Source organism: Flavobacterium sp. P1_E4 (assembly GCF_056405915.1).
This window is the reverse complement of the sequence record NZ_JBFUBE010000017.1, coordinates 38,379-51,876: the sequence shown is the minus strand read 5'-3', so window position 1 is coordinate 51,876 and position 13,498 is coordinate 38,379. Positions and strand designations below refer to the sequence as shown.

Here is a 13,498-nt window from a genome sequence, read left to right as displayed (position 1 = left end):
TCTAGACAGCTATATTTTTGCTTTCTTCTCTCATTATTTTACCGGTAGCGGTTTCTTTAAATTTAGGAATAAAAACAATTTCTTTTGGTTTTTCATATTTATCCAAAACATCAAATACAGAATGATCAATATCCATTGGCAAACCTTCCACATAAAGAACAACTTTTTCTCCCAAAGTTTCATCTAACACTCCATTCACAAAATAACGTCTTGGTATTAAAGTCGATAATTTACTTTCTACTTGCTCGGGCATGATTTTTATTCCGCCACTATTTATTACGTTATCAAAGCGCCCTAACCAAACAAATTGTGTATCTGATATTAATTTTACAATATCGTTAGTTACAATTTTTTCAATTCCAATATTTTTGGCTATAATTTCCAAACATTGATGCTCATTAACAGAAACTGTAACATTTGGCAAAGTAGTAAAAGCCTCCACTCCTACTTTCTTAGCAGCAATATGTGTAATTGTTTCAGTCATACCGTATGTTTCATAAATCTCGATTGGCAGTTTAACCAATTCCTGTTCCAATGATTTATGAATTTTTACTCCACCAATTATTATCTTTTTAATATTCGATAATTTGTCAATAGAATTCTTGGCTTGTAGCGGCACCATAGCAGCAAAATCATATTTCTCATCATTGTGTTCCAAAGGATGAGAACTTGGAGGCACAAAATCCATATCCAAACCTAAGACAAACGCACGCACAAACATCATTTTACCCGCAACATAATTAGCCGGTAAACAATGTAATACTCTATTCCCAGGCTGAAGGCCAAAAAAGTCTCCAGTAGCTATAGCAGATTGAACCATCGCATTTTTATCAATTCTAATGGATTTCGGATTCCCTGTCGTTCCAGAAGTGTACATATCAATATAGGATTTGTCATCAAACCAGTCCAATAAAAAATCACCTACCGACTGCTCAAAATCTTCCCCCTCTTTTATAAAACTATAAGCTATTCTACATAAATCTTCTTTTGTTAAATGAAATCCATTTAATTTAAAATGGTTGTGTACATTTTTGTATGTTACTGTATTATCCATAATGGTTGTTTTGATTTTTTGGGTATTAAATTCAGACTATTTTACAATAGTTCCCGTTAGCTTTTCTTTCCAACCAGACCAATTGTATTTTACTCCAAATATAATCAAAAGTAGAGGATAAATAACAACAACTGGGAAGATAATATCAAGTCCTGCCTCAGGTTCTGATACATCTTTAAAAATGGAATATGTTTGAAAAGCAGACCAATCTGAGGTTACCAATAATGCTCCAATTAAATTATTTGCAGCATGAAACCCCAAAGCCAATTCCATTCCATCATCCATCAAAGTCATTATCCCTAACAAAAAACCTGTCCCTATATAATAAACCATAATTATGTTTCCCATCTTGGTTACTTCAGGATTAAAAAAATGCATTAATCCAAAAATACTCGACGTCATCAATAAAGGAAACCATTTATTACCCCACAAATTTGCAAAACCCTGCATCAAATAACCGCGGAAAATTAATTCTTCAACACTTGTTTGAATTGGTACCAAAAGAGTGGCAATTACGAACAAAATCAAGAAAGGAATGAGTTGAAAATTAATTTTAAAATCGGCTGGATTCAAATAACAAATCAACAGAGTTGAAACTACAGTAAATATTGACCAAACAAAAAAAGAGAAAAACACTCTTTTCCAATCCATTTTTTTTCTGGCTGTAGTAATGGATAGTAACGTTTGCTTGTGCAAAAAACGAACAGCAAAATAAATTCCGCCTAAAGTAAATACAAATGAAATGAGTAATAAAAACAAATTTAAATTTGGCTCAAAAAAATGCATTAATTCTTCATCGGTGGTTGGGTAATTTTTTCCTCTAAAAAATGTTTGAAACAGCAACAAACCCAACATTGGTAATTGTCCCACAAAAGAAGCCCCAATTATAAACATTGAGCCTAAGATATATTTCCAAAATTTATTATTTCTGTCAATTCCTTGTTCTATAAACATTTGTTATTTTTTCTATAATTATACTTAAAATGGTATTTCAAATCTTATTTTTGCTCGAACTAAAGTAACTTTTTATTTTAGTATAAACCAAATCATACCTACAAAAATGATACAAATATACCACAATCAACGTTGCGGAAAATCAAGAAATTGTTTACTCCTTTTGGAAGAATCCAATAAAGAAATTGAAATTATCAATTATCTAAAAACCCCACCAACCGTAAGTGAATTAACTGTATTACTTCAAAAACTAAATTTAAAACCAATTGAATTAGTACGCCAAAAAGAAATTATTTGGATAGAAAATTACAAAGGAAAAACATTGACTGAAAATGAAATCATTCAGGCGATGGTCGAAAATCCCATTCTTATTGAACGACCAATAGTGGTTAATGGAACTAAAGCAATTATAGGCCGAGATTTGGAGAAGGTAATTCCATTTATCTAGACATTAACATAACTTTAGGAAAATCATCTTTAAACCTTTTAAAGTTTTCCCTATCCAATGGAGAAATCTTATTTATTACTAATGAAAAAATTAAACCTCACTCTAGTCCTTTTCTTTTTGCTTTTTGGACTATCCAACTTTGCACAACAAGGCCCTCCAACATTTAGCAAAATCAAAGTGACTGGAAAAATTGTAGATAAAAGGAGCAACCAGCCCTTGGAAGATGCAACTATCACCTTAAAAAATCAAAAAAATCCTAAAGCCCTTTCTGGAGGAATTACAAATAACAAAGGAGAATTTGAAGCTGATGTAGTTCCAGGAATTTATGATATTACTATTGAATTCATTTCGTTTAAATCAATCGAGATAAAAGGAAAAAACATAACCGAAAAAACTTCACTAGGTACTATTGCGCTTGAAGATGATGCTTCGCAACTAAACGAAGTAGTTGTTCGTTCCGAAAAATCATCAGTTGAAATAAAACTAGACAAAAAAGTATACAATGTTGGTCAAGATATGATGGTGAAAGGTGGAACCGTAAGCGATGTTTTAGACAATGTCCCTTCTGTTTCTGTTGATACCGAAGGAAATGTAAGCTTAAGAGGAAGTGATAATATCCGAATTTTAATTGATGGAAGACCATCCTATGCTGTAAATATTGCAGAAGCTTTAAGACAAATTCCTGCTGATGCTATTGATAAAGTTGAAGTTATCACTAATCCATCTTCACGATATGATGCGGAAGGTGGTTCTGGAATAATCAATATCATTCTTAAAAAAGGAAAAAATCAAGGTTTCAATGGAACTATTATAGCCTCAACAGGTATTCCTGAGACTTATGGATTAAGTGCCAATGTAAATTATAAAACAGAAAAACTAAACTACTTCACAACTGCGGGTTACAATCACAGAACAAATGAAGGTGGCGGTAAAACTTATTCAGAATATTTTAATGAAGACGGTTCTATCAAAAACTACTTAGATGAAGATCGTGACACAAAGAGAACCAGAGATGGTTTCAATGGAAGAGCTGGTGTTGAATGGACAGTGGCACCAAATACATATTGGACAAATGCCATCAATTACGAAAAAAATACTGGTAATGACGAAGATTTAATCAACTACAATAACTATGATGCATCTCATATTTTCACAGGAACAACTTACCGTTTGAACAATGGAGATACTGGTAGTGAAAACGCATCATATACTTCAAACTTAATAAAAAACTTTAACGACAAAGGACACAAACTTACCGTTGATGGTACTATTTCAAGAAATACTGATGATAGCCAAAGTATTATTACTGGTTCTGACAATTATAACAACACTTTAAACAATCAGGTTCAAAAACAAGTACAATTACAAGCTGATTATGTACTACCACTAGGTGAAGGAAGTCAATTTGAAGCAGGATATAAAGGAAGTTTTGGTGATTTAAACAACGAATATTACGTTCTTGACGACCAAGGAGTAAGAATAGATAATTTATCAAATACTTTAGAATACAAAGAAAACATCAATGCTCTTTATACACAGTATGGTTTCAAAAAAAATAAATTCTCTTATTTGTTCGGGCTACGTTGGGAAGATACCAATGTTCATGTGAACTTATTAGACACCAACGATTTTAATACTAAAAAGTACAACAACTTTTTCCCGAGTGCTTTTATTAGTTATCAAGTTTCAGATCAAAGTAACTTCACTACAAGCTACAGTAAACGTTTATCAAGACCTAGAGGACGTTTCATGAATCCAGCCGTAAACTATTCAAGTAACGTTAATATTTTTCAAGGGAATCCTGACCTAGACCCTTCTCTAACTGACAAATTTGATATTGGGTATATCAAACGTTGGGAAAAGATAACATTTAATACATCTGCTTATTTTGAAAACACAAAAGATGTTTTCAGTTTTGTACGATCTCCTACAGGTGATGAAGTAAATGGAATTCCAGTTATTAAAAGCCAACCTATTAACTTAGGAAAAGAACAAAAATTTGGTTTTGAGTTTACCTTAAATTATAACCCATTTAAAATATGGAGAATAAACAGTAATTTCAATTTATATAATGTAAAAACAACTGGAGAGCACAGCTATACTGATACCAATGGGGTACTTGTAGTTCAGAATCTTGACAACCAAGCTACAACTTGGTTCGCAAGAGTTAATTCAAAACTAACATTACCATACAAAATTGATTGGCAATTGAATGCAACCTACAATGGTGAACAAAAAACAGCACAAGGAAAGAACCTAGATCAATTTGGAATGAATACGGCTTTCAGTAAAGATTTAATGAAAGACAAAGCAACAATAGCATTCAATATTAGTGATATTTTCAACACGAGAAAAATGAGATCTTACACGTATCTTGAAAACCAAACGTCGTATGGTGAAATGCAATTTCGTAAACGTCAATTCAATTTATCGTTCACCTACCGTTTCAACAAATCTAAAAGTGATAAAGAAAAGACACAACCTAAAAATGAAGGTGGTGGAGATGCAGATTTCCCAGGATAATCTTCAGACCAGATATAATAAAAAAAGGATTCGTAATTACGAATCCTTTTTTATTTTAAAGTAAAAATAAGACTAAGCTTCTTCTTCTTTTTGTTTTGCTTTCTTTTCTTTATAAGCTTCCCAAGTTGCTCCACCTACCCAATAGGATACGAAACCAACAAGGAAAAACATTAACCAAAATCCCATTGTTAGGATGGTTAAGAAAAGTAAAAAGCCTAAATACTGATGAAATTCAAACATGTTTTCCGGAATTTTTGAATGTAGCGACAAATATAAGTTTTAAATCTTTTCGTACCAATAAAATCAACAAAAACTATAGAGCAATTTACAAATTATTTAAAACCAATAATAATTAGAAATTAGCAAGACAGCTTTACTATCTGGTATTCAAAAAATTAATCACTTTTTAACAAAATAAACATCGGTAATCACAAAAAAACATAGCATTTATTCTTTTTTTTTAATTTAATTTACGTACTGTTGTTTTACCAAAAAACAAATAACCCCAAAAACCACCCCAATGAACAAGACATTCTACTCCCTATATTTTCAAATTAGCAAAAAAATGGAAAATCACAGTGTCGATTTCATGAGATATGCCTTAGCAATTGTCTATATTTGGTTTGGAACTTTAAAATTAATAGGAATGAGCCCCGCTGGTGAATTAGTAGAACAAACCGTTTTTTGGTTCAAACCAGAGATTTTTATTCCTACATTAGGTTTTGTTGAAGTATGTATTGGAATTGGCTTTTTATTCAAAAAATTAATTCCCTTTACCATTGTAATTTTGCTGTTTCATATGGCTGCCACTTTTTTTCCGCTTTTTATATTACCTAAAATCTGCTTTGATTCCTTTCCATACTGCCCAACATTGGTAGGCCAATACATTATCAAGAATCTAGTATTAATAAGTGGTGCTTTTTGTGTAGCGGGAAAATACAACCATCAATACTACACTGTTTCAGAGGCCTAAATCTTACAGCAATTCTACTTTAAAATCACTATATTGTTTGTTCCACAAAAAAACATAAAGCTAGAATTTTAGATTTTATTTTTTTAACAATCCATCAAAGCAACAAGCTTATTTTTTGATAATATTATCAAATTATCATTTTTAGATATAAATTTTTCTATTATAGTTCAATTAATATTTATATTTGTTCATCAAATAAATTAAACTTTTATGGAAGAATGTATCTCGGTTTTTGATATGCTAAAAATTGGTGTTGGACCATCAAGTTCGCATACACTTGGCCCTTGGCGAGCGGCTGAACGTTTCTTAAACGAACTGAGAAGTGAATATAACATCAATACAGTGACGAGAGTAAAAGTTGATTTATACGGTTCTCTTTCATTAACTGGAAAAGGACATGCAACAGATTTGGCCATTATGCTCGGACTAAGTGGTCAAGATCCTGAATACATCCCTATCCAAAATATAGACGGAATTATCAAATCAATTGAAGCTAAAAATGAAATCAATTTGGGAAACCAAATTCATATTCCTTTTTATTTTCTTCAAGATATTGTTTTCAATAAAAACTTTCTTCCTTTCCATGCTAATGGATTGACTTTTACTGCCTATTTTAATGATGATACCGCATACAGTTCTACCTTTTATTCCATAGGAGGAGGATTTGTAGTTAAAGAGGAACGAGAAAATGCTCAAAACAAGGAAGCAATTAAATGTGCTTTTCCTTTCCCTATAGATAAAGCAAGTGAACTTTTAGCCTATTGTACAAAAGAAAATAAATCTATTTCGGAAATCGTTTACGAAAACGAAAAATCAATGCGTCCCGAAGCGGAAATTCACCATGAATTAATGCGCATTTGGAATACCATGTTGGAATGTATGTATATTGGCTGCCATTCCGAAGGTATACTTCCTGGCGGATTGCACGTACGAAGACGCGCATTTGACATGCACCAGAATTTGATTGGTTTATCCAATTATTCCAATCCGCAAGAATGGTTGGAAGAAATTAGAAAAACCGAAGTTAAATTTCGTCAAATTCTAAAATGGGTAAGCTGTTTTGCATTGGCGGTAAACGAAGTAAATGCAGCACTAGGAAGAGTTGTAACTGCTCCAACCAATGGAAGTTCTGGAGTAATTCCAGCCGTTTTAATGTATTATTTGGTTATTGAAAACCATCAAGCAGGCGAAAAGGAAATCAAACAATTTCTGATGGTTGCTGGAGAAATAGGCAGTATTTTCAAGAAAGGATCTACCATCTCTGCCGCAATGGGAGGATGTCAAGCCGAGATCGGTGTTTCGAGCGCTATGGCTGCAGGCGCCTTATGTGAGTTAATGGGTGGAACTCCAGATCAAGTATTAGTCGCAGCCGAAATTGCAATGGAGCATCATTTGGGCTTAACCTGTGATCCAATTGGTGGTTTGGTGCAAATTCCTTGTATAGAAAGAAATACAATGGGAGCTATAAAAGCCATTAATGCAGCTGAACTTGCCTTGGAAACCGATGCTAAAAATGCCAAAGTATCTCTGGATAAAGTAATAGACACTATGTGGCAAACAGCCAAAGATATGAATTCAAAATACAAAGAAACTTCAGAAGGAGGACTTGCAATTGCCGTGAATATGGCGGACTGCTAGGTTTCAGATAGCAGAAGGCAGATTTTAGAATACAGAAAATAGAAGAATAAAAAAAGATTTCAGAACAAGAAGGTTATTCTTCTAATCTGAAATCTTTTTTTTGCTTACTGCAAACTGAAATCTGCCTTCTGCTATCTGAAACCTGCTAACTTAAACATTTTCTCTCCAACTCTAATTTTGCAATAGGCTGATACACGGTAGGAATTTCTTCAATGACAACATCACTTTTATCAAGTCCAAAGGCTCTAGTATCTGACAACGACATATTTTTCAACATATAATAGGAATTCAACAATAGTCCATCTTTTACAGAAAACTCATTTTCAACAGATAAGAACTTTTCAATAATGACAAATTTAAAGTCAGGTTCTGAGTTGTATTTTGTTGAACCATCATCACGAATATGCAAATTCAGTTCTTTATTGTCAACAAGATTTTGAACTATTCTTTTAAAATACAATTCCACTTTTGGTTGAATTCTGAAACCAATATTCAAGACAATTTTGATTACTTTATCATCCAATAACTCTATAACTTCATAATTTAAATCAAAAGGTGAATTGGTTCTGTTAATATGAAAAAACCAATACACATCAGCCCTTTTTGGTTTTTTAGAAAAAATGGAATTTAATATTTTTTCTTCAATTTCATAATTTCTGTCCGCTTTTGATAAGTAAATTAAATGCGTAGAATACTTCGGAATTGTAATGTCGTTGCTCAATTCCTCCAACTTAGCGGTATACTCAGTCAAATTGGTGAATTTCACAAATTTATTATTGATTTTTCTGGAAAAGAACCAAACATACATTGTCATAAATATAAAAAGCTCGAAGAACAAAAACATCCAACGTTCTTTGATCTTAATAATATTTGCAACAAAAAAAGCAATTTCAATGGCTACAAAAATTGCAATGATTACACCAATAAGAATTCTGTTTAATTTTTTAATATAAATCAAATAATAATTAAGAAGAACCGTAGTCATTAACATGGCAATAGTAATCGAAAATCCATAAGCCGCTTCCATATTTGAAGAGGTTCTAAAATACAAAACCATCAAAATACATCCGACCCATAAAATAGTATTCACCGAAGGAATATAGATTTGCCCTTTCAAATTGGTCGGGTTTTTCATAGTGACACGTGGCCAAAAATTAAGAGAAACTGCTTCGTTGATTAAAGTAAACGAACCACTTATCAATGCTTGAGAAGCAATAATTGCCGCAAAAGTCGAAATAATAACACCAGATAAAATGAACCAATGTGGCATAATTGCATAAAAAGGATTTTTCCCAACCAAGAAATGATTACTTTGATTCATTAACCAAGACGCTTGCCCCAAATAATTAACAACTAATGCAATTTTCACAAAAACCCAAGTGGTTCTAATATTGCTCTTTCCGCAATGCCCCAGATCCGAATATAAAGCTTCGGCTCCAGTGGTACAAAGGAAAACAGCTCCTAGCAACCAAAATCCGTGTGGATATTCAACCAATAATTCATAAGCATACAAAGGATTCAATGCCGTCAAGATTGCTGGATGATCTAATATCTGAACAAATCCTAAAACAAAAAGCATCGAAAACCAAACTACCATTGCCGGTCCAAAAAAGAAGCCCACTTTTTGAGTTCCAAAACGCTGAAAAAAGAACAATCCTGAAATAATAACAATAACAATTGGTAGAATTGGAATATTTGGAACTATATCGCCTAATCCTTCAACAGCTGAAGTCACAGAAATAGGAGGCGTAATAATTCCGTCTGCCAAAAGTGTGGTAGCACCCAAAATGGTTGGGATTATTAATTTTCCTTTTCCAAATCGTTTAACCAAAGCATAAAGCGAGAAAACTCCACCTTCACCGTGATTATCTGCTGAAAGTGTCAGTAATACATATTTGAAAGTTGTTTGAAAAGTAAGTGTCCAAAATATACACGAAATCCCTCCATAAACCAATAATTTCGATATTTCTCTTTGCCCTATAATGGCTTTCATAACATATAACGGACTGGTTCCTATATCTCCGTAAATAATTCCGAGCGCCACCAAAAGGGAAGCTGCTGTTACTTTTTGAACCGTTGATTTATTCATTTTGTTTTAATTTATATTCTTTTAATTCATTTTTTTAGAGCACAAAAAGCCCTATATGAGATGCTTGCACACTTCAAGTTTTATTCTTTTTTTGAATATTTTAATTGATTTTAACTAGTGTTAAACCGGTATCCTACACCGGATTCTGTGATAATAAATTTAGGATGATTGGGGTCTTCTTCAATTTTCTTTCGAAGTTGCGCAACAAAGACACGCAAGTATTGCGTTTGATCGGCATAGCTGTTTCCCCAAACCTGTTTCAATAAATATTGATGGGTTAATACTCGTCCCTCATTTTTTATAAAAATAGAAAGTAAATTATATTCAGTCGTTGTGAGTTTCAAAATTTCATTATTCAACCTCACAATTCGAGAAGCCAAATCAATTGAAACCGAACCAAACTCAATTATAGGTTCCTTTTCATCGGTAACCGAATTTCGCAAAGCAGTTCGAATTCTAGCTAGTAATTCTTGAGTACGAAACGGTTTAGTCAAATAATCATTGGCTCCATTATCAAGCGCTTTTACAATCTCTTCTTCGGCACTTTTCACCGTTAAAATAATAATTGGATTGTTATACCATTCGCGTAATCGTTTCAAAACAACTTGTCCGTCTTCATCAGGCAAACCTAAATCAAGAATAACCAAATCCGGCTGATGATTTGCTACCATAGACAATCCTTCTTTTGCATTGACGGCAAAAATTGTTCTATAGTCATTTGAATTCAACGTGATTTCAAGTAGTTTTCTAATTTGAATTTCATCATCAATGACTAATATTTGAGCACTATTATTCATTTGAAATTTCTTTGGTATTCATAGTTAAAGTTTGAAAATTTAGTGTAAAAACTGAACCTCCCTCTTCTCTGTTTTCGAGTGTTACTTTTCCGTGTTGTGCTTCGACAAATCCTTTCACGATAGACAAACCAAGACCTGTTCCACCGGTTTTGGAATTTTGAAGACGATAAAACTTATCAAACACCTTGTCTATTTCATTTTCTGGAAAACCAATGCCATCATCTGCAATTGTGATTACACAAGGGTATAATTTATCGGGATTGTATTCAAAATCAACATCCACATTATAGGAGACTTTAATTTCTATTTTTGCTCCTTTGGGTGTATATTGTGATGCATTAAAAACCAAATTAAAAATAATCTGTTGCATCAAGCCATAATCCAATTTAAAAAGCGGCAAATTTTCGTCTGTTTTTACGACTACTTTATGAAATTGCAGGTCATCCTTTAAATGATCCAAGACATTATAAATCAATTCTTCTAGATCGCACCAATCCATTTTAGCTTCAATAACCCCCGACTCTAATCGGGACATATTCAGTAAATTTTCGACCTGATGATTCAATCTCAAAGATGCTTTCTCTATTTCTGCATATAAATTTTCTTTATTTTCTTCAGAAATATGCACTGATTTGCTTTGAATAGTATCTATAGCTCCCATTATCGTAGAAATAGGTGTTCTCAATTCGTGGGATAAAGAATCAAGTAAGGCGTTGTAAAGTTTCATAGTATTAACCCTAACTTCCTTTACCTGTAATATTTTTTCCGCTCTTCTGATTTTATTAGTCAAAACCGCATTTACTAGAGCAATAATGAAGAATAGCACCAATAACAAAGAATCTTCGGCATCACTAATATGAAAAGTATAATAGGGCTGAATGAAGAAAAAATTCAATATCAATGCACATAAAACAGCACTAAGGAGTAGTGGTAAAATTGACAAAAACATTGACAATATTGAAACTACAACCAGTAAAATATAACCTACAATTTTATAATCTAAATAATCTCGGGTAAATAAACACAGTGAAGCTACTATACCAATAGATAGTATGCTTACTAAATATTGATTTTTTATTTTGATTTGATCCAAAATACTACTCATACCCTAGTCTTTATTTGTTAATACAAAGTTAAAGGATATGATGTAAGTATTTTATAATATAACAAACTAGAATATAAAGATTTTATAAAGATTTACTTTATTAACCAATATGAATTAAGTTTCAACAAAGAGAATGCAAACTTTTCTGCTTAAACACTCAATAGTTTAAAATAAAATGTACTCCCCAAGCCCAATTCACTTTCAACTCCTATTGTACCTCCTTGGGCTTCAATAAACTCTTTGGATATAGCCAATCCCAATCCAGTACCCGTTTTGTGACTTCCTGGAATTTGAAAATATTTATCAAAAACTTTAGTTAAATAACGATTATCAATTCCTTTTCCGGTATCAATAACCGTAAACGAAATTTGATGGTTATCACTTTCCAATTTCACTCTTATTATGCTTTTTTCGGAAGAATAACGAATGGCATTAGTCAAAAAATTAATCAGCACCCAAGATGTTTTTTCACTATCCGCTTTTACCATAGGAAGATTATCACCTGTTTCTACAAGCAATTCTATCTGTTTTTGATCTGCTTGTATTTTCACTGCTTCGGTGGCATAATGCACAATTTCATAAGGGTTGCTTTTTTCTATGTTAAGTTTTATATTACCGGTTTCAACCTGCGTAAGTTCTAATAATTCTCCGGTAATTTTCAACAAACGCTCACCGTCGTCTTTGATACTTTCTATCAGGTGTTTTTGCTCATTATTCATAGGTCCTGTTTGCTCATTTTCCAATAAATTCAAACTTAATTTCATAGTTGAAATAGGTGTCTTTAATTCGTGTGAAATGGTCGCTATAAAATTGGTTTTGGCAAAATCCAATTCTTTAAATGGAGTGATGTTTCTCAAGATAATCACATCACCAATATCAATTGTTTGGTCTTCGCCTGTGGGCTGAATTGTTATGTTTACTTTTTCTTTTTCAAAATAACTTTCTTTTCCATCGGCAAAAATTTTCATAGGCAGCGCTTTCCGCCCATGTAAACCACCTTCATTCTCACTATTTTTATCAATTAATGATTTCATCAAATCATTTGTCAAGGCTAAGTTTTTTGCCGTTTTTCCAAGCACGTCTTCCGACTTTAATCCGATGATTTTCAAAGCTTCATCATTAACAAACAAAACCATATCTTGATTATCTAATCCAATAATAGGATCATTCATCTTATTAATTAAAGTTTCCAATCTTTTCTTTTCAAACAATAATTTATAAAGGTTGCTATCGTGGTACTCTTCTAATTTCTGTGCCATTGTGTTGAATGACTTTGCCAAATCGCCAAACTCATTATGACTCATAAAATGCACTCTTTCTGAATAGTTTTTTTTGGCAATCTCTTTGATACTCGCCGTAAGTTCCTTAATTGGGTCTGCTATATTATTGGGCAAGTTCACCAACAGATTAAAGGCTATCAAAAAGCAAAGTGTTCCTGTTATCGCAATCCACATATTAGCGGTTTCGGCAGTGTGTTTGGCGATATCACTTTTTTGTTTAATAGCAGCCATATTCAGCTTCATAATCGCGAAGATATCTTGTCGAATTTGACTTTTTAATCTTTCATCAGCTCTATTTGTTTTCAAAAGATTGAAACTTTTTTGCAAATTTAGAGTTGCATCATGTTCACCAACTTCGGTAATATTATTTGACTGCTTATTGAGATTTTTTTCAAAAATAACAATCGAACTCTCTGCATTATTACTTATGTCATCTAATGAAAGTAACATATTTCTCGAATATTCCAATGTATTATAATTGGCTTTCAATATATTCTCAGTGTCTTTTTTTATCGAAAAAATATAAAAAGCACTCACTAACGTCAGGATGATTATCAGTAAAAACAACAATCCGACACCTAGATTTAATTTAGTTTTAATTTTCATGAGAAGATAATATTTGTTTTTTAAAGCAACA

General features: G+C 32.4%; 11 protein-coding genes. 4 read left to right on the top strand and 7 right to left on the bottom strand.

All coding sequences use genetic code 11. The features are described from left to right. Position 1: 1 nt before the first annotated feature. A complete protein-coding gene (locus tag AC1DY0_RS14765) occupies positions 2–1,054 on the bottom strand; it encodes an AMP-binding protein (RefSeq protein WP_477189348.1) in 1,053 nt (350 codons plus the stop codon). Between the two features lie 36 nt (positions 1,055–1,090). After that, positions 1,091–2,008, bottom strand: a complete 918-nt coding sequence (locus AC1DY0_RS14760) for a lysostaphin resistance A-like protein (RefSeq protein WP_477189347.1) — start codon at positions 2,006–2,008, stop codon at positions 1,091–1,093. Between the two features lie 106 nt (positions 2,009–2,114). On the opposite strand from AC1DY0_RS14760, the gene arsC reads away from it, so the two are divergent. Then, positions 2,115–2,456, top strand: coding sequence for an arsenate reductase (glutaredoxin) (gene arsC / locus AC1DY0_RS14755; RefSeq protein WP_477189346.1), 342 nt, complete (start codon positions 2,115–2,117; stop codon positions 2,454–2,456). Between the two features lie 81 nt (positions 2,457–2,537). Further along, on the top strand, positions 2,538–4,979 hold the full coding sequence (locus AC1DY0_RS14750; protein ID WP_477189345.1) for a TonB-dependent receptor: 2,442 nt from the start codon (positions 2,538–2,540) through the stop codon (positions 4,977–4,979). Positions 4,980–5,051: 72 nt separating this feature from the next. Here AC1DY0_RS14750 and AC1DY0_RS14745 read toward each other — a convergent pair whose 3' ends face one another. Further along, positions 5,052–5,219, bottom strand: coding sequence for a hypothetical protein (locus AC1DY0_RS14745; protein WP_116795336.1), 168 nt, complete (start codon positions 5,217–5,219; stop codon positions 5,052–5,054). Between the two features lie 325 nt (positions 5,220–5,544). Between AC1DY0_RS14745 and AC1DY0_RS14740 the strand changes: the two genes are divergently transcribed. Together AC1DY0_RS14740 and AC1DY0_RS14735 are read left to right on the top strand one after the other, a co-directional pair. Beyond that, positions 5,545–5,952, top strand: a complete 408-nt coding sequence (locus AC1DY0_RS14740) for a hypothetical protein (protein ID WP_477189344.1) — start codon at positions 5,545–5,547, stop codon at positions 5,950–5,952. Positions 5,953–6,162: 210 nt separating this feature from the next. Continuing rightward, positions 6,163–7,590, top strand: coding sequence for an L-serine ammonia-lyase (locus tag AC1DY0_RS14735; RefSeq protein WP_477189343.1), 1,428 nt, complete (start codon positions 6,163–6,165; stop codon positions 7,588–7,590). A 145-nt stretch (positions 7,591–7,735) separates the two neighbouring features. On the opposite strand, the gene AC1DY0_RS14730 is transcribed toward AC1DY0_RS14735, so the two are convergent. From AC1DY0_RS14730 to AC1DY0_RS14715, 4 genes are all read right to left on the bottom strand, one after another. After that, complete coding sequence (locus tag AC1DY0_RS14730) at positions 7,736–9,679, bottom strand: KUP/HAK/KT family potassium transporter (RefSeq protein ID WP_477189342.1); 1,944 nt, start codon at positions 9,677–9,679, stop codon at positions 7,736–7,738. 110 nt (positions 9,680–9,789) lie between these two features. Continuing rightward, positions 9,790–10,476 carry a response regulator gene (locus AC1DY0_RS14725; RefSeq protein WP_116795340.1) on the bottom strand — a complete coding sequence of 229 codons (687 nt, stop codon included), beginning with the start codon at positions 10,474–10,476 and terminating at the stop codon, positions 9,790–9,792. After that, positions 10,469–11,581: a sensor histidine kinase gene (locus tag AC1DY0_RS14720; RefSeq protein ID WP_116795341.1), complete on the bottom strand. Its 1,113-nt coding sequence runs from the start codon at positions 11,579–11,581 to the stop codon at positions 10,469–10,471. Before AC1DY0_RS14720 ends, AC1DY0_RS14725 begins: the two co-directional genes overlap by 8 nt. A gap of 149 nt (positions 11,582–11,730) precedes the next feature. Next, entirely contained in the window at positions 11,731–13,467 is a 1,737-nt protein-coding gene (locus tag AC1DY0_RS14715; protein WP_477189341.1) for an ATP-binding protein, read from the bottom strand. Between the last annotated feature and the right edge of the window lie 31 nt (positions 13,468–13,498).

What these genes read in the sequence shown, in the direction of transcription:
- AC1DY0_RS14735 (WP_477189343.1), top strand. Translation starts at nt 6,163, where the DNA reads ATGGAAGAATGTATCTCGGTTTTTGATATGCTAAAAATTGGTGTTGGA.
- AC1DY0_RS14760 (WP_477189347.1), bottom strand. Translation starts at nt 2,008, where the DNA reads ATGTTTATAGAACAAGGAATTGACAGAAATAATAAATTTTGGAAATAT.
- AC1DY0_RS14740 (WP_477189344.1), top strand. Translation starts at nt 5,545, where the DNA reads ATGGAAAATCACAGTGTCGATTTCATGAGATATGCCTTAGCAATTGTC.
- AC1DY0_RS14720 (WP_116795341.1), bottom strand. Translation starts at nt 11,581, where the DNA reads ATGAGTAGTATTTTGGATCAAATCAAAATAAAAAATCAATATTTAGTA.
- AC1DY0_RS14750 (WP_477189345.1), top strand. Translation starts at nt 2,538, where the DNA reads ATGAAAAAATTAAACCTCACTCTAGTCCTTTTCTTTTTGCTTTTTGGA.
- AC1DY0_RS14730 (WP_477189342.1), bottom strand. Translation starts at nt 9,679, where the DNA reads ATGAATAAATCAACGGTTCAAAAAGTAACAGCAGCTTCCCTTTTGGTG.
- AC1DY0_RS14745 (WP_116795336.1), bottom strand. Translation starts at nt 5,219, where the DNA reads ATGTTTGAATTTCATCAGTATTTAGGCTTTTTACTTTTCTTAACCATC.
- arsC (WP_477189346.1), top strand. Translation starts at nt 2,115, where the DNA reads ATGATACAAATATACCACAATCAACGTTGCGGAAAATCAAGAAATTGT.
- AC1DY0_RS14725 (WP_116795340.1), bottom strand. Translation starts at nt 10,476, where the DNA reads ATGAATAATAGTGCTCAAATATTAGTCATTGATGATGAAATTCAAATT.
- AC1DY0_RS14765 (WP_477189348.1), bottom strand. Translation starts at nt 1,054, where the DNA reads ATGGATAATACAGTAACATACAAAAATGTACACAACCATTTTAAATTA.
- AC1DY0_RS14715 (WP_477189341.1), bottom strand. Translation starts at nt 13,467, where the DNA reads ATGAAAATTAAAACTAAATTAAATCTAGGTGTCGGATTGTTGTTTTTA.